This window comes from Nocardia sp. NPDC088792 (genome assembly GCF_044750615.1).
GTDB lineage: Bacteria > Actinomycetota > Actinomycetes > Mycobacteriales > Mycobacteriaceae > Nocardia.
The window spans coordinates 1618258-1634714 of record NZ_JBIVKC010000003.1; the positions used below are offsets into that span (position 1 = coordinate 1618258).

Annotated in this window: 18 protein-coding genes; 4 read left to right on the top strand and 14 right to left on the bottom strand. The window is 64.4% G+C overall.

All coding sequences use genetic code 11. The features are described from left to right. Positions 1-7: 7 nt before the first annotated feature. The 4 genes from ACIP5Y_RS25625 to ACIP5Y_RS25640 form a co-directional block, all read right to left on the bottom strand. Positions 8-1234, bottom strand: a complete 1227-nt coding sequence (locus tag ACIP5Y_RS25625) for an NAD(P)/FAD-dependent oxidoreductase (protein WP_400353465.1) — start codon at positions 1232-1234, stop codon at positions 8-10. 93 nt (positions 1235-1327) lie between these two features. Beyond that, positions 1328-1969 carry a PhzF family phenazine biosynthesis protein gene (locus ACIP5Y_RS25630; protein ID WP_400353467.1) on the bottom strand — a complete coding sequence of 214 codons (642 nt, stop codon included), beginning with the start codon at positions 1967-1969 and terminating at the stop codon, positions 1328-1330. A 126-nt stretch (positions 1970-2095) separates the two neighbouring features. Next, positions 2096-2953: a phosphotransferase enzyme family protein gene (locus ACIP5Y_RS25635; protein WP_400353469.1), complete on the bottom strand. Its 858-nt coding sequence runs from the start codon at positions 2951-2953 to the stop codon at positions 2096-2098. A gap of 32 nt (positions 2954-2985) precedes the next feature. Beyond that, on the bottom strand, positions 2986-4326 hold the full coding sequence (locus ACIP5Y_RS25640; protein WP_400353471.1) for a helix-turn-helix transcriptional regulator: 1341 nt from the start codon (positions 4324-4326) through the stop codon (positions 2986-2988). Positions 4327-4470: 144 nt separating this feature from the next. Here ACIP5Y_RS25640 and ACIP5Y_RS25645 point away from each other — a divergent pair, with 144 nt between their 5' ends. Beyond that, the gene (locus tag ACIP5Y_RS25645) at positions 4471-4980 is read left to right on the top strand and encodes a hypothetical protein (RefSeq protein ID WP_400353473.1); all 510 of its coding nucleotides are present in this window, start codon (positions 4471-4473) and stop codon (positions 4978-4980) included. Between the two features lie 21 nt (positions 4981-5001). Here the strand turns inward: ACIP5Y_RS25645 and ACIP5Y_RS25650 are convergent, their stop codons facing one another. Beyond that, positions 5002-5514, bottom strand: a complete 513-nt coding sequence (locus ACIP5Y_RS25650; RefSeq protein WP_400353474.1) for an SET domain-containing protein — start codon at positions 5512-5514, stop codon at positions 5002-5004. 33 nt (positions 5515-5547) lie between these two features. On the opposite strand from ACIP5Y_RS25650, the gene ACIP5Y_RS25655 reads away from it, so the two are divergent. Then, on the top strand, positions 5548-6243 hold the full coding sequence (locus ACIP5Y_RS25655) for a DUF1877 family protein (RefSeq protein WP_400353476.1): 696 nt from the start codon (positions 5548-5550) through the stop codon (positions 6241-6243). Between the two features lie 64 nt (positions 6244-6307). Here ACIP5Y_RS25655 and ACIP5Y_RS25660 read toward each other — a convergent pair whose 3' ends face one another. From ACIP5Y_RS25660 to ACIP5Y_RS25680, 5 genes are all read right to left on the bottom strand, one after another. After that, positions 6308-7192: a hypothetical protein gene (locus tag ACIP5Y_RS25660; protein ID WP_400353478.1), complete on the bottom strand. Its 885-nt coding sequence runs from the start codon at positions 7190-7192 to the stop codon at positions 6308-6310. A 474-nt stretch (positions 7193-7666) separates the two neighbouring features. Next, positions 7667-8824 carry an epoxide hydrolase family protein gene (locus ACIP5Y_RS25665; RefSeq protein WP_400353480.1) on the bottom strand — a complete coding sequence of 386 codons (1158 nt, stop codon included), beginning with the start codon at positions 8822-8824 and terminating at the stop codon, positions 7667-7669. Between the two features lie 308 nt (positions 8825-9132). Continuing rightward, entirely contained in the window at positions 9133-10110 is a 978-nt protein-coding gene (locus ACIP5Y_RS25670) for a fumarylacetoacetate hydrolase family protein (protein WP_400353481.1), read from the bottom strand. Further along, positions 10107-10889 carry a cyclase family protein gene (locus ACIP5Y_RS25675; protein ID WP_400353483.1) on the bottom strand — a complete coding sequence of 261 codons (783 nt, stop codon included), beginning with the start codon at positions 10887-10889 and terminating at the stop codon, positions 10107-10109. Before ACIP5Y_RS25675 ends, ACIP5Y_RS25670 begins: the two co-directional genes overlap by 4 nt. A gap of 9 nt (positions 10890-10898) precedes the next feature. Then, positions 10899-12662: a CocE/NonD family hydrolase gene (locus ACIP5Y_RS25680; RefSeq protein ID WP_400353484.1), complete on the bottom strand. Its 1764-nt coding sequence runs from the start codon at positions 12660-12662 to the stop codon at positions 10899-10901. A 95-nt stretch (positions 12663-12757) separates the two neighbouring features. Here ACIP5Y_RS25680 and ACIP5Y_RS25685 point away from each other — a divergent pair, with 95 nt between their 5' ends. Beyond that, positions 12758-13375 carry a TetR/AcrR family transcriptional regulator gene (locus tag ACIP5Y_RS25685; RefSeq protein ID WP_400353486.1) on the top strand — a complete coding sequence of 206 codons (618 nt, stop codon included), beginning with the start codon at positions 12758-12760 and terminating at the stop codon, positions 13373-13375. Between the two features lie 87 nt (positions 13376-13462). Here the strand turns inward: ACIP5Y_RS25685 and ACIP5Y_RS25690 are convergent, their stop codons facing one another. The 4 genes from ACIP5Y_RS25690 to ACIP5Y_RS25705 form a co-directional block, all read right to left on the bottom strand. Further along, positions 13463-13732: an SHOCT domain-containing protein gene (locus ACIP5Y_RS25690; protein ID WP_400353488.1), complete on the bottom strand. Its 270-nt coding sequence runs from the start codon at positions 13730-13732 to the stop codon at positions 13463-13465. A 273-nt stretch (positions 13733-14005) separates the two neighbouring features. Then, entirely contained in the window at positions 14006-14422 is a 417-nt protein-coding gene (locus ACIP5Y_RS25695) for a hypothetical protein (protein ID WP_400353490.1), read from the bottom strand. Beyond that, entirely contained in the window at positions 14382-14636 is a 255-nt protein-coding gene (locus ACIP5Y_RS25700; protein ID WP_400353492.1) for a hypothetical protein, read from the bottom strand. The genes ACIP5Y_RS25695 and ACIP5Y_RS25700 overlap by 41 nt, the downstream gene beginning before the upstream one ends. Before the next feature lie 208 nt (positions 14637-14844). Then, positions 14845-15429, bottom strand: coding sequence for a flavodoxin family protein (locus tag ACIP5Y_RS25705; RefSeq protein WP_400353494.1), 585 nt, complete (start codon positions 15427-15429; stop codon positions 14845-14847). Between the two features lie 163 nt (positions 15430-15592). Between ACIP5Y_RS25705 and ACIP5Y_RS25710 the strand changes: the two genes are divergently transcribed. Next, positions 15593-16378 (top strand): TetR/AcrR family transcriptional regulator, encoded by a 786-nt coding sequence (locus ACIP5Y_RS25710; protein ID WP_400353495.1) that lies wholly within the window; start codon positions 15593-15595, stop codon positions 16376-16378. Positions 16379-16457: the final 79 nt, after the last annotated feature.

Here is a 16457-nt window from a genome sequence, read left to right on the forward strand (position 1 = left end):
CGGTGGATCAGTGCGTCGCGTGCATCAGGTTCACCTTGCCGGCTCGCAGCACGGCGCGGGGAGTGAGCAGTTGGGTCGGGGTGATGAGGCGTGTACCGAATCGGTAGAGGTGCGTGGCGGTTTGCTGGTCGCGGGCGGCGGCGGAGAACATGAGTCGTTCGGCGAAGTTGAAGCGTCGGGATCGGGCGTATCGGCGGATCTGGGCTTGATGGCCGCGCAGCTCTCGGGTGTGGCGGGCGCCGTAGCGGCCCAGCGCGGCGTCGAGTTCGCGCTCGTTGTCCAAGGACTTGGCGACGGCGTCGACGAGCCATTCGGCGGAGAGCAGGGCCCAGGAACCTCCGATCCCCCATACCGGGTCGGTGGCCAGGGCGGCGTCACCGATGAGGGCCAGGCCGGGACGCGATGGATTCCGCTGGAACAGGGGGAAGTTCGTGACGCCGATGAACTTCGAGATCTGCTGGGCGTCCTCGATATGGGGCGCGTCGGGGAGTGCGCGGATGTAGTCGCGAAACGATGTTGCGAGATCGGCTTTGAAGGCGGCGAGGTGGTCGGCCTTGTTCGGCGTCGCGACGATGACGCGGATTCCGTCCTCATTGATGAACGAGAAGGCGCAGTCCGAGCCCATGTACCAAGCGCGGCTGAGGCCATCATCGTCAGGGAAGTCGCGGAAATAGGCGAAGAACCCGAATCGCAGATTGCGTGATTCCCTGGTCCGGACACCTGCTGCCGCGGCGACCGCGGAATTGCGGCCGTCGGCGCCGACAACGAGGGGTGCGGTCAGCTCGATCTCTTTGCTGCCGTGAGTAGCTCGCACCCCGCAGACGCGCCCGTCACGCTCGAGCATCGCGGTGACGGCACTGCCCAACATGAGGTCGACCCCGGGCGCGGCCGCTGCCCGCCGACGCAACAGCGGATCGAGAGTCTCTCTGCGCAGGTTCAAGCCGAATGGCACCGTCCCGTCGTGATCCGGTGTGATCCACCCCCATTCGGCCCACCAGGACGCATAATTCGGTACCGCGCCCGCCTCCCGCAACGCTTCCACCAGATCGAGCCGCTCGAGTACCGGCATGGCACTGGCATGCAGCGAATGGGTACACAACACCTTGTACACATCCATCGACGACCGCTTCTCCAGCAGCGCAACCCGCGCACCCATCGATGAGAACAGCAGCGCCGCAGTGCACCCGGCCAAGCTCGCGCCGACGATCACCACGTCATAGTCATCCTGTGCCACAGGCACCCCCTCAACGGTCCTTCTAATACAGACACGTCGGGCGAGCCAAATTAATCGGCGACAGCCGAATTACCGATGGTCGAGCCAGGATCGTTATGACCGCTGAACGCGACCACCGACCTCGATCCGTCCACCCGGACAGGGAGTCGTCACGATCTCCGAGCCGCGGCCCTGCCGAATAGTCAAGGGACGGTTCAGCGCAGCGGTCAACAGCATCGCGGCAGCACCTGTCGCCTCATCCTCGTCGATCCCGTCGCCACGGCCGGGGAACGCACGAGCCCGGATCCGACCGTCAGGCTCGCTCTGCCAGGCCCACGCGTAGATCCATTCCCCCGGCGGTGGAACCTCGAGCGCGTCCACTTCAGCGGCCGAATCGAACTGCTTCAAAGTACGAGGCGGAGCCCAATCGGATTGCGCTGTGATCCAGGTGAATTCGCCATCAGCACGAGTCTCGACCCGACCGGCCCGAGTCGTCAATTCCGCCGACCCGAGCAACCAGGCGGCTCCCACACAGGGATGCCCAGCGAACGGCAGCCGCACCGACGGCGTCCAGATGTCGATGACTCCATCGATCTCGTCATCAACGAACACCGTCTCCGCAAACCCGAGCCGACGCGCAAGCGCAAGCCGATCCGTATCTTCCGCGACCGCCGCGCCATCGCGAACCACACCGAGCCGATTACCGAACTCCCCGCCGGGACCGCAGAATACGCGCACAACTTCGTAGTCGATCACCGAACAAGTCAACCGCACATCGTGCTTGCTCGGCGACTAACCGGCCGCCTGCCGAGCTGACTCGACCGGGTACCGGGGAGCAGGGCAAAATCGATTGACACAGCGAAACTTACTACCGCAGCCTGCTCAGAGTGCCTGCCAAGTCCAGGGCTTCGGCATCACTCCACGCAGGCATGCGATGCGATGGGTGGCTTCGATCGCTGCTGCTTTCCTGGTATCCGATCGGCCGAGCGCGAATCCGACCCATCGGAGCTCCTGGATATCGGCGAGTACTCGATAGCCCGGCCATTGAGTTACGTCGTAGCCGCCGTAGGCGTCGACGAAGCTCTGGTATTGGCTGTCGGTGATCCGTTGGAAGTCGGTGTAGTCGACCGCCAATTGAACGAGATCCCACTCTCGCCAACCCACGGATACCTTGTCGAGGTCGAGCACGATGGGATCACCAGTGCGCGGGACGACGAGATTGCCTTGCCAGGCATCGCCATGTATCACGCACGGCGGCAACGGATGGTCAAGTTCGTCATACTGTTGCCGCAGCCTCACGAACTGCGTCAGAAGCCAAGAGCGGTCGTCTTCATCGATCGTGGTCGCTGACTCGATGTGTTCTCGTAGTCCGTCGAATGGTGCGTAGCTCGGCAGCGGGAAGTCAGTTGGAGGCGTCAGCGCATGCAACCGCCGAAGCATCCTGCCCAGCTCTTCAGGTGTGGACGACCTGTGGTCCGGAATCAGGGTCCACCAGGTTACGGGCCGTTCGTTCACCACTGTCGGTTGCGGAATCGAGTGCACTGCTTGCACTGTCGCGATGCCATTTTGGTTCAGCCACTGCGATATATACAGTTCCCGACGCGCCGTCCTGTAGCTGTCAGGTTTGCCGATCCGCGCCACGATCCCATTCGGTAACTCGAAGATCGCGTGCGAGCCGTCGCGAATCGGCACAGCGCCGCACGCGTCAATGTTGCTGATTCTCGCCGCTCTGGAAAGCACCTCGTGGGCCGTAGTCTTGGGTCCAGCAGGGTTCACAAGGGCACCTCAATCGCCTCGGGGTCATCCGTGAGGACGCTGTAAAGTCTGTAAACCTCGGGGATGCGAAGGTGCTTTATTGACGCCCGTGTCAGCACCTGCAATTCATCGCGTATACGTTGGGACCGAAGTTCTTTCGCCTCGCCCGCGGCTTGCAAACCGAGATGGGCCGCTTCCCAAGGGTCACCGATGCGCATCGTCAAGGTGGCAAGTCGTGTCAGCGAGAATGTACGTGACCGCGGGTAGCCGTGGCCCTGTCTCCGAATTGCCTGGCTGATCCGGAGTGCGGCGAGATCTATCTGATTCCGTGCCAGTGCAACAGGGATCAGTGCTTTGCCGGTGCTACCCAGGTGCTCGGCTTCGTCGTAGTAGCACATCCAGGGCGCGTTTTCGCCGGGCACGCTGTCGGCGAAGTCATCGTCCGAGCGCGCGACCTGGTTCAGGGCGTCATCATTGCGACCGAGCGCGGCAAGCAACTGGGCACGCAATGCACCGAGCATTGCGCGGGTCGTAGCGGACAGCCGGTCGGACCGAACCTGAGCAAGTTCGATCAACGAGAGTGCATCGTCCGCGCCGTTCGTATAGGCCGTCACGCGAGCCATGTCGGCGAGCACGCTCGCTCGGAGCTCCCACGATCCGGCGGAGTCGGCACACCAGAGGGCGAATCGGAAGTGTTGCTCGGCGGTGGAGAAGTCGCCGTCATCAAAGGCAGCGAAGGCGGCGACGCCGCTCAGGTTGCCGACAGCCTCCAACAACGCCCGCCGGGTCTCGGACGCGGCTCTTCCACGAACAAGCGGCGCGAACCTGTACAACTGTTCGCTGCCAATGGTTTTCGCCGATCCTCCACCATGAAGGTTCTCAGCATTCGCAGCGCGGCGGGTGGCTTCTTTCACCTCCTCGACGTCGGACCACTCGATGCTTGTGGCGGAGCACGAATCAGGCGCGTAGCTCGCAGGAACGGACTCCAGGTTGAACGGGCTGAACACGTTGGCAGTCAGCGCCTTACCAGGCTCATCTGAAGTATCCGGCTTGCTCGGGTGCGTACGCCGTCTCGCCTGCTGATCGTTGCTGGCCTGGCCCCGAAGCGCGATCAGTGCGCCGTTTGCTTGAAGGGCCTTGTCAATTGCGGCAACAAGCTCGCAGGAGGGGAGATTCGAGTCCTCCCACTCGGTCATCGTGACGTACTGGCGCGAGTAGCCGATCTTGGATGCCAGTACGCGCTGAGACATGCCCGCCCCTTTTCGGAGGCGCTTGATCTCACGTGCCAGCTCGTCGGCGACCGACTGCGGTTGCCGATCGAGTTCGGTGGTCGGGTAGTCAGTCGGCCCCCTGCTCATGGGTCCATTCTGGTCCACCGCCAGGGCATGGCAAGTCGGCTTTCGTGTGACTTGCCATCTTTCTTGCCTCGCCGGCGCGGCGATTTGCTCGTTGTGGCGATGCCGCGATCAGCCGGCTCGCACCCCAGTGGCGAGGGAGTTGTGATGAATCGAGGTAACAGGCTGTTCAGGTTCCCCGGGGGTGCGTTCGAACTTCAGGTCACCGGGGATGAGTCCGAGGACCATTCAGGGTTCTATCTGGAACTTCTCGAATTCAACGAGGCCGAGCACGAGTTCCCGCGAGAAGGGGCGGCGATGCGTTATAAGCCAACGGCATTGGGGTATCTCCGGACAGACATGTCCGGAACAGGCCAGCTCTGGGACGAATCCCAGGTGCGGAAACTAGCGGCAAGGCTCGGGTACGACTTCTCCGGAATGATCCTCTACGACCCGAGGTCAGGACGGCCGCCGTTGGCCCGCTTGAAGGCCCAGGCGACCCGACTCAGCGCAGAGGCCGTCGTAGTTCCCGGCCCTGAGCACTTCGAGAACGGTCAGATCCCCGGATCGCTGGTTCGGCAACTCGACGTCATCACCGTGCACCCCGAGGAAACTTATGCCCGCCGCGCCATGCCACCACTCCGGGACTCGTCATCCCTCCAGGCAGATGGTGCGTAGCCGCCGACGCCACTCCGATTGTTACGCCGGTGACGCAGAGTTGATGCGGCGGGCGAGGTACTGGGAGAAGTAGCCGTGATATCGGGCCTGCAGGTCGGGGCGCTGCCAGTCGTGGCCGTCGATCATCCGGCGGCACGTCGAATGACCGCAGGAGCAATCCATCGAACCGTCGTAGTCGTCGAATAGCGCATAGTCAGTGGTCAGTTCCTCGCCCTCGGCGATGTCGCGCATGGCGACGAGCAGGATGTTCCCGGCGAATCCGACGTTGGGCGCACAGGAGTGGTTGATGAACAGCATCACGCGTTCGTACTCCTCGTCGGTGCGTGCGACGAGGTGCAGGTTGTCGTCGATCTGGATCTCCGAATTCTGCAAGTGTTCCGACAGCTCGTGCAGCTCGTCGGTGGTGACGATGTGTCCGCCCTTGACCGCGACGGTTTCACCCGCGACGATCGGCGCGATGGCGACGAGACCGCGGCCGGCGATGCTGCTGTCCACGCCCTTGGCGGCCTTCGGAGTGATCCAGGATTCGACCATCTTCCCATCCTGCCCAGCGGCACGGCTCTCCGGATGAGCAACGGACAGAGTGCCTTCCGGCCGTCGGTTGAGCGCGCACATGCCGGTTACACGATGCGGGGATCAGTTGATCTGATAGCCAAAAACTATGATCTTGGGATGGCTATCGATGCTCGATATCGGGCAATTCCTTACGAACCGCTGTTGGAACGCGCGATGCGGGATCGCGAGGCCGCCGAGGACGCTATCCAGTTCTTCAGCAGTTTGGCCACCGACGATGTCGCGACTTCGCCGTACTGGGATGATCCGATCTGGCTGGAGCTGGCCCCGGTCGCTCGTCAGATCGTGAGGGAGCGGCCCGGCATTCTGGACCGGACTTTCTCCACGCGGGCGTGGGACGCCGCGTACTGGCTGCTTGCACCCAACCGCCGGAAGCAGGAAGGGCGGAATCCAATCGGATTGGCCGAGATCGCAGTATTCGGGGCGGAGCCCTTCGCGTCGGGTGCAACTGCGACACAGGGGATTCCGCTTCGGTTTGTTCGGCCAGCCACAGCACGCACCGTGGCTACCTATGTGGACGACATGCGAGAGATCGCTCCACAACTGTTCGACCCGGACGCAATGGAAGCGGCCGGTGTCTACAAGGCACCGTGGGATCTCGACTACCTCATAGATTTGCTGGCCGAGTACGCCAGGCTGTATCGGGCTGCTGCCGACCTGGACGAATGCGTACTCGTCAAACACGACTGACCGGCAAGGAGCCCCGCGCCCGAACGAACGTCACAACAACAGTGCTTCAACGACATCCAGCCGCCTAGACCGCCTCGGCTACCAGATCCGAGACAGGATGCCGGCCGGCGTCTACCGCAGGGCGGGACAGGTGCAGCGCGGTGTGGAAGTAGCCGTCGGATTCCTTGCCGTGTGGGGCCTCGCCGGTTGAGATCACTGCGTCGATGGCGTAGCGGCGTTCGTGGGCACTGGTGAAACGGCGCTGTGGGAAGGTCGGCGTGGTAACCCTTTCGGTGATCAGACCGGCCTCGGCCAGATACTCGGCGATCTGCCCATAGGAGCCGGTGCGCAGCACGAACGCGGCAACCCACACCGACTCTTCGGCGACCAGCAGCGACTGAAAGGTGCGGGCGGACAGGAAACTGGCCCCACCGGTGATGGTGATCAATCGTGTACGTCGCGCGGCGTCCAGCAATGCCGCGGTCGGCGGCGCGGTCTCCAGATTCTCGGCGAACCCCTCGTCGAGCAGGCCGACGGCGCGTGCGTAGGCGATGGCGTTGGCCGCCATGTCGAGTCCGAAAACCGGAACTGCATCAGGGCGTCGATGGGCCGCATAGAAGCTGCGGTCCCATTCGATCAGCTCAGCGGTCCCCAGCGCGGATGCCCGCGGGGAAAGGTAGTGCGCATACAAATCGTCCAGTGTGAGCTCGTAATTGAGCAGGGCGGCATTGATGCCGTAGGAGCAACAGATGTCGAGCACCGCCGTCGGCTCCACACCCTGACCGGCTCCGGCCCCCGCGCGGGCGGTGACCGCGCGACGGAAGATCGGTTGGGCGTGATGGGGCGTCCGATACTCGTACGCTTCGAGTGCCCGGAAGTAGGCGCGAGGATCTGGCTGGTCGTAGATGTCGTCGAAGGGTGTCATCGCCGTCTGGCCTGAGACGACCGTATCGCCGGCCCTGTCATCCATCACACGCTCTCCCTCATCCCGGCATCGGAAAACGTTTCCAGTCAACCAAATTCGGCCGAACGCAGCACAGCATTCCCGGCCGATCACAGTGTCACCTCGACCCGACTCGATGACCGTCGGGAATTCCTGTGCCGAACGTACAACCGTGCAGGCCGGCCGGGAGCACTGCAATATTTGGGATGCTGGGCAATAGCTGTGGTGGCTTGGAGCCGTCATAGACTGGCGGCGGTGCGTGAATCTCTCGGAAGGAACAGGGTTGTCGCTGTCTGATCAACGGTCGGATGTCATCACTGGTCGGATGCTGTCACCTACCGAGGTCTTGCACTGGGAGCCCTCGGAGACGGTGGCCCACCGCACCGAGGGATGTTCGGCAACCGTGGCGAAGATCGGCAGCGGATCGAAGTGGTTCGTGCGGACAACCGCTTTCCCGTCACGCAGGACGAGACCGTCGATGTTCGGCGAGAGGCGGGTGGATCAGTTGCGGAGCGGGCCGAAGAAGGCGCGGATGTCGGTGGTGAGTAGTTCCGGTTCTTCGAGTGCGGCGAAATGGCCTCCGCGGTCACGTATTTCGGTCCAGCGGACGATGGTGTGGGAGGTTTCGGCGACCTTGCGGATCCCCCAATCGACCGCGAATTGGATGACGCCGGTCGGTATACCGGAATTCGGTTCCGAGCCCCATCCACCGCGCTGATGGTAGGTCTGATACGCCGATGGACCCGCGGCGGCGTTGAGCCAGTACAGCATTACGTTGGTGAGCAGGCGGTCGCGGTCGATCACCTCGTCGGGTAATGCTTCTTCCGGGAAGGTCCAGGCCTTGAACTTCTCCATGATCCACGCCAGCTGCCCGACCGGGGAGTCGGTGAACGCGTAGGCGAGGGTCTGCGGGCTGGTCGTCTGCACGGCCATGTAGCCCGCGCCCAACGCCATCGCCTCCCCCATCCCCTTGATGATCTGCTGTTCCTGATCCGACAACTGCGCGATCTCGGCGGCGGTAAGCGGTCCGGGAGCCATGGGTGCGGGCGCGCCGTTGAGATGCACGCCGACCACTCGATCCGGCGCCGCCTGCGCGACCAACGGACTCACCGCGCCACCGGCGTCGCCGCCCTGCACCCCGAACCGGTCGTAGCCCAGGCGCGTCATCAACTCGACCCAGGCGCGAGCGGTGCGGTAGTTGTCCCACTCGGGCACCACTTCGGGCCCGGAGAATCCGAACCCGGGCAGCGACGGCAGCACGACATGGAACGCATCCCTGCGGTCACCGCCGTGCGCGGCCGGATCGGTCAACGGCCCGATCATGTCGAGGAACTCCACGAACGACCCCGGCCAGCCATGAGTCAGGATCAGCGGCAGCGCGTCCGGCTCGGCCGAGCGGATATGCAGGAAATGGATGCGCTGCCCATCGATTTCGGTGATGAACCCCGGATAGGCGTTGAGCTGCTTCTCGATTGCACGCCAGTCGTACCCGGTACGCCAGTACTCGACCATTTCCCGCAACCACCAGACCGGAACCCCACTGTCCCAGTCGTCGCCGGGCAACGCCCGCGGCCAGCGCATCGCGCTCAACCGTGCCTGCAACTCATCGAGTTGGTGCTGAGGTACATCGATCCGGAAAGGACTCACTGATTCGGTCATGATCGCCAACCTAAAATCGATCTAGGACAACTACGGTCCTACCTCGCTAATCTCAGGCAAACTTGCAGCGTTCTGGTACACAGACGTGATGTTCACAGGCTTCTCGATCGACGAACCAGGGCAGGATCGGGACATTTCAGGTCAGTAGGTGGTCGAATCGCGGGGCCGCGCCGGGCCAGATCAGTTCGGTGATCTGCGCGCTCGCGATATCGGCCGGCGACGGCACCCACTGAGACTTGCCGGCCATCGCCGCGTCCCGGCCGGTTGCGGATTCGCCTGCCCCGCTGCAGTATCGGCGGAGGTCGCGTTCATTGCCCGCGGTCCTGTCCGGGCGGGCGAAGGCTGTCGGGTGGTGCGGAGACGGGCCTGCGGGTGGCCGGGGGAACCGGATGCAGGGGTGGGCCGGCGGTCACCGTGTTGTGTATCGTGCCGATCCCTGCCACGGTCATGGTCACGGTGTCGCCGATGCGCAGCGGGGGCGGTTGCCGCTCACCGGCCCATCCCCACAGTTCGGCGAGACATCCGCCGCCGCAGGTGCCGGAGCCGAGTACGTCGCCGGGTCGCACCCAGGTGCCCCGGCTGGCGTAGGAGATCAGTTCGGCGAAGTTCCAGGCCATGTTCGCGAGGGTGTCGCCGCCCATGCGGGTGCCGTTGACGAAGACCTCCATGGCGAGGTCGAAGTGACCACCGACCTGGTAGTCGGCGAGCTCCTCCGGGGTGACGAGGACCGGACCGAGGGTGGTGGCGGTGTCCTTACCTTTCACCGCCCCCATGCCCACCCGCATTTCGCGTCCCTGCAGATCGCGTGCGGACCAATCGTTGAAGATGGTGAATCCTGCGACGTGATCGAAGGCCTCCTCCACCGTCAGGTTGTAGCCCGCGATGCCGATCACAGCGGCGACTTCCAACTCGAAGTCCAGCACCTCGCACCCCGGCGGCATCGGAACCGGTGTGCCCGAACCGATCGCCGCATGGGGGTTGCTGAAGTAGAAGGCCGGCGCCTCGTACCAGGCGGGCGGAATCTCCCCTGCCCCGGTGACGGCACGCAGCGAGCCTGCCGTGTGCTGTTCGAAGGTGATGAAATCACGAATGCTTGCGATCGGAACCGGCACTGCCACAGCCGATTCCGAGGTCCAGGGTAGTGATCGACCGTCCGTCGCATCCTCGGCGGTACCGCTCGCGAGGACCTCGAAGAGGTCGGCGGACTGTGTCAGCAGGTCGATGCGATCACCGTCGACGATGCCGTAGCGCTGGACGCCGTCGACGAGCAGGGAACCGATTTTCATGCCTGCTCCTCGTCGAAGATCGCCACCGCGCGGGTCCATCCGGCCGACGCCTGATGAATCTTCACCGGGAAACAGGCCACCTGGAAACCCAGTGCGGGAATCGCTTCCAGGTTGCCGAGCTTCTCGATGTGGCAGTACCCGATTTCGCGTCCGGCGCGGTGACCTTCCCAAATGATGCTCGCGTCATGGGTTTCGGCGTATCGCCGGGCGGTGTAGACGAATGGCGCGTCCCAGCCCCAGGCATCGGTGCCGGTAACCCGGACGCCTTGACCAAGCAGGTGCAGCGTCGCCTCGCGGCCCATGCCGCAGCCGGTATTCACATAATCGTCGTAACCGTAGCGGGCGCCGGCGGCGGTGTTGACCAGGACGATGTCGAGTGGGGCGAGCGTGTGGCCGATCCGGTCGAGTTCACGGTCGATATCGTCGGGGGTGACGACATAGCCGTCGGTGAAATGCCGGAAGTCGAGTTTGACGCCGCGCCCGAAGCACCAGTCGAGCGGGACCTCGTCGATCGTGATCGCTCGTTTGCCGCCATCCATGGTGGACGCGTAGTGATAGGGCGCATCGAGGTGCGTGCCGTTGTGAGTGGACAGCCGAATCCGTTCGAAGGCATAGCCTTCGCCGTCGGGCAGGTCCTCGACCTGCGCGCCGGGGAAGCTCTGCAGCAGGTCCTGCCTCGTGTGCTGATGGTCGATGTACTCGATCTCGGGCAAATGCCCGGGCGGGTCGGAGGCGATGCCCGTTTGCAGGGTGACCGACAGGTCGATGATTCGTCGCATGATGAGGCCTTACTTCTGGATGGGGATCACGGGGAGCAGCAGTGAGGTTCGCGAGTCCGGGCCGGTGTGCACCGTTGTCGTGCCGTCGAAGATTCCGGCGGGACGGTCGTCCGGGTCGTCGTGCGGGGTCAATCCGTTGCCGCGCATCTGAATTCCGTAGACCACCGGCCACGGTCCGTCGCCTGGCATTTCGAAGTCGCGACCGGCCAGCGTGACACCGAGCCGATAGCCGGGCGGGACGACGAGGGAGGTAGGCCAGATCTCCACATCGAGATCGACGGCCTCACCTGGAATGAGCGGCTGTTTGCTCGTGTGCCGATGCCACGGGCGGTACGGGAGACTGGCCTTCTCGTCGAGCTCGCGATGCGATGCACGCAGCCAGCCGACGGCGAGCACGCCGTGCGGATCGATCGCGTCCTGCAGCGAGATCTCGTTCCCGTCGGGATCCTGAACTCGCAGAGTGACGATCAGGTCCGCATCGGTGGTCGAGGAGGCGAGGCGAACCCGGGCCGAGGCCGGTCCGGTGATCTCCAATGGCTCACTCAGCGGCACAGTCCAGAATTCGGCACCTGATCCCAGCGCCGAGAATTCGATTGTGTCCTCGGTGAGCGGTTCGGTCGGGCTCATGGTTGCGGAGGCGGCGTCGAGGTAGAACCGAGTCCACCGGGTGCGGGCCAGCGGCCATTCCTGTTCGTCGCGGCCCTCGAACGAGCCGTCGAGGTGGCGCACATTCAGCCGCACCGGGGCCTGGTCTTCCCAGCCGGTCGCTTCATCCTTGAGGAAATGGCCGAAGAATCGCTTCTGCAGGTCGACACCGTAGTCGGTGTAGAACTCGGCGAAGTGCTCGTGACCGTGCACTTCCAGCCATTTCTGCGGTGAGGACGCCTTGGCCCAGGCATCGAAGTTGCCGCGGGTGTGCAGTCGGTGCGCCCAGTTCGCCGCGGACAACATCGGCACTTCGATCCGGGTCAGATCCGGTGTTCGAGCCCAACTGAATTCGTCGATCAGCTCCCGGCGCTTGCCTTCTCCGATCGAGTCGACTCTGTTCGCCGCGAGTTCGCCGGCGGTCAGCGTCGGTGGTCCGGCGACCAGCTCACCGTTGTTGGGGTTACGCCGCCCGTGTTCGCCGACTCCGTGCTGCACGGTGAAAATCTGGTGTTCCTGCCAGGCCTGGCCGAAGCGGGTCAGGATGCCACCGTGCCGGTTGAGGTCCCGGTAGAAGTCGGTGAAACCTTCCCATGGACAGATGGCTCTCAGGTGCGGTGGCCGCAGGGCAGCGACCTGCCATTGATTGGCCGCGTAGTAGGAGATCCCGAGCAGGCCCACTCGGCCGTTCGACCAATCCTGGGTGCCCGCCCACTCGATTGCTTCGTAGTAGTCGCGGGACTCTTGTTCGCTGAGCATGTCGAGTAGTCCCGGCGAGCGGCCGGTGCCTCGGGAGTCGACGCGGATGCAGACGTATCCGTCGGGCACCCACTTCTCCGGGTCGACGGTCTCCCACACCTGGTAGCGGTTGGTCGAACCGGCCGCCACGTCCGGGTGCGCGCTGATCAGCTGGTGCCACATCGGTGCGAAACCTTCTTGGAACGCAAGGCCTTTGGAGTACGGGCCGAGCGTCATCAGAACCGGATATACGCCCTCGTCGTCGGGGCGGAACACGTCGGCTCGCAGGACCGTGCCGTCCGACATCGGCACGGAGACGTCCCACCCGATGTGTATTCCGTTCGCCGTCTCGCTGCGTTCGATGATCTGCGCACTGGGTTGCGATCTCATGGCCGATCCGCCTTCTTAAAGTCCAGTAACTTGCTTTAGCGCAGTATGAGCCGGGTCACGCCTCTAACGCAAGTGCCTAGCGTTAGAGTGAATTCATGAGCGACCAAGGAATCCGCCGCCGCCCGGGCGGTCGTTCCGCTCGCATCCGCCGCGCGGTCCTCGACATCACTCTCGAGGTACTGCACCAACACGGCATGGACGCGCTGACAATCGCCGACGTCGCAGCGCGGGCGGGGGTGCATGAGACCTCGATCTACCGACGGTGGGGTACACGAGAGAACCTCATGATCGATGCCTTACTCGACGAAGCCGAAGGACTGGCCCCGATACCGGACACCGGATCCCTTCGCCAGGACCTGATCACCTACGCCGACCACCTCGTGGTTTACCTGAGCAGCCCGGTCGGCGCGGCTTTCGACAGAGCACTGGCCTCCGCAGGCGACGACCCCGCGGCCAGCGAAGCGCGCAATCGGTATTGGACCACCCGCTTCGCACACTCGAGCCAGATCGTGAAGCGGGCGATCGAACGAGGCGAGCTGCCGGCGAGCACCGACGTTCGTCTCGCCATCGAAATGCTGGTCGCCCCAATACATTTCAAGGTCGCATTCACCCGCGAACCACTCGACCCGGACCTGCCCGGACGCCTCGTCGACGCACTCTTGGGCGGACTCGCCGGCCACGGCACCTTCGGCAGGCACAGCTCGACGGCGTAATACTCGCAAATAGGCGAGACCATCGAACGCAATCCGGCGCGGCTGATCCCGGAAAGTCCCGCAACCGCAACAGTTTCCGGCGCCCGGTCAGGGCTTGGTCTCGCGCAATACCGAGAGCAGCTTGCGGTATTCGTTCTCGTCGATCTCACCGCGCGCCAACCGCTCCGCCAGCAACGCCTCGCCGGACCCCGGGCCGCTCCCGCCGCCCATATCGGATCGACCGGCGCTGCCAGTGGTGCGCAGGTAGTGCACGGCAGCGAGGCCGATCACGATGACGAGGGCCCAGAACAGGATCATCATCCCGCCCATCACGACCCAGCCACCCCAGCCCCAGCTGTAACCGTCATTCCACATCATGGCTGTTCACCTCTCCGCGACGGATATCGCCGCGTCGGGCACCTTCACATCTGCATCGTCATGGGCGGGCAGATCCCTTGGGCCTGAAGCCACATCATGATCGCGTGGCACATCTGCATCATCGGCGACTGCATGTTCACGACACCCACCTCCTCGACTCGGGACTGTCTGCGTCCACTGCCCCACAATCCCTCTCGGGAACCGGTCATCGACAGGGGCCAACGACCGGAACCACGGGCACAACGTCACCAATCCGCAGACCCCCGGCCGCTCTCATGCCCTGCGGGTCATTCGGCCGCCGGCCGAGCGGTAGCGGGCCTGGACCTCGCGAATGTCGTGGTAGGAGAACAGCATTTGGCGCGAGTAGCCGGTGAACATTTCCAGCGGCAATCCGGCCGGGGCGAACAGGTCCTTGCCGACCGGAACGAACCGGCGTGCCATGGACGGGACACTGCCGCCGGCGAATGCGGTGAAGATCCCGCGCTGCACCTCGTCGGCCGGTTCGTAGGTGGCGGTCTCCTCGAGCTCGCCGTCGACCACCCGGACGTCCACGCGCATCTGATTCGACCGGTAGGTGCCGGCATACGGGGTCAGGTCCGCGACTTCGATCGGCCCGGTGATCAGGTCGGGCACGGCGACGCCGAGCCGATCACGCAAGAGTGACAACAGGATTCGGTCGAACAGCGCCATCGCGCGCGCCATTGCCGTACGCGGCGAACACGAGATCGTGGCCGGGCACCGCGACCAGCACCGTCACCCCGCCCGGGGAGGCGCCCGAGTGCGGCAGCACCGTGATGTCCCCGAACGGCATCAGCAACCAGCCCAGCCCGATCGGCGGCACGTGCACGGTGCCCATGCTCTGGGTGATGGTCTGCATGCGGGCCGTCGATTCCGTTGACAGCACCCGTTTTCCGGAAGGAGCCACACCATCGCAGAGATGTGTGCGTCCGAAAGCGAGCAGGTCTGCGACACTGCCGATCGTCGAGGACCCGGCGGGCCCCACGAGTCGGGAAGCTTGAAGAGTTGCTTCGGGGACAGCGACCCTGATGGCGGCGGGCCGGGACTGCCGATCCGGGCCGCCCGAACCCACCGTTGTCGAGAGTTTTGCAGATCTAGGACGCGACCGAATGTTGGTAACGCAGGGCTTGGGTTGCGACCCGGGCTCCGAGGTGGCGTGCGGTGGTGAGGTCGGCCTTGTGGACGGCGTCCGGGCCTTGGTCGTTCCAGGTTTGGGCGCCCGCGCCGAGGTAGAAGCCGAGTCGGTTGTCATCGTGTTCGCTGCTGGTGGTGGTGTTCCAGCCGGGCAGCAGACCCAGACTGACCCAGTGCATGCCGTGCTGCGCGGCCAGCAGGGCCAGGTACTGCAGCGTGTGCAGCTTGTCGCCGCTCATCGATCCGGAGTTGGTGAAACCGGAGGCGAGTTTGTCCAGCCATTGCTGGGTCATCCAGCGCTTCGAGGTCGCTTCGGCGAAGGCGTGGAACGCCCCGGATGCCGATCCCATGTAGGTCGGTGTTCCGAAGATGATCGCGTCACTGGCATCGAGGATGGCCCATTTCGCGTCTGTCATCTCGGCTACGTCGACGATGTCGGCGCGAGCCTCGGGCACCGATTCGATACCGGCGTGGACGGCCCTGGCGAGCTCGAGGGTGTGGCCGTAGCCGGAGTAGTAGGCGATGGCGACGTGAACGAATGGCATGTCAGATCCTTGGGTCATGCAGGGCCGGTGGGGAATTCGCGCGAGCCTGCGGTCTCGGTCATGTCGGGCGGACCCTTCCGCCCCGCACATTGTTGACAGCGATAACGCTAGAACCGTGACACTGTCATTGTCAACGTCAACAGAATGCCGTTATCATCGGCCCATGCCACCGAACGATCGACGCAGCGGCGGGTCGGACGATCAACGCGAGCACATCCTGAGCGCCGCGGTGAAACTGCTCGCCACCGCCGGACCATCCGGGCTGTCCACCCGAGCAGTCGCCACAGCGGCCGGAGTTCAGACACCCACGCTGTACCGGCACTTCGTGGACAAGGACGGACTACTCGACGCCGTCGCCAGCTTCGGCTTCGAGAGCTACCTCGCCGAAAAACGCGCGTTCGAGCCCAGCGAGGACCCGATCGAGGACCTGCGCCGAGGCTGGGAAGCGCACGTCGCGTTCGGGTTGTCCAACCCCGCCATCTACACGCTGATGTACGCAAACGTGCGGCCGGGCCAGCAGCCCGCGGCGGCAACCGAAAACCGGGCCATCCTGTGCGGCATGCTCGAACGCGCCAACGCGCAAGGCCTGCTCCGGGTACCCGTCGAGGCGGCCGCGGTGGCCATCGAAGCGTCCACGACAGGCGCGGTACTGCTCCTGCTGACCCAGCCGGAACAGGCGCGGCACGCCCAGCTGATCCGGCCACTGCGCGACATGGTGCTCGACGCCCTCACCGAGCCACCGACACCCCGCGCCGACGACCACTCCCCCATCGCCGACCGTGCGCAGTCACTACTCGGAATCATCACCCCCGCCGGCAACGCCGACCCGGTGACCGATGCCGGCTTCAGCGTCTTCGAAGCCGGCCTGCTGCGCGAATGGCTCACACGACTCGACGGGGCCTACCGATCCGGTCGGTCCACGACCGGAGGAACAATGCTCCCCGAATGAATGGTTCGGCCGCGGTGGATGTTTCAGCCTGGCTCGGTCTCGTAAACCACCGGGGGATCTCCTATGGTGGGCGGTATCG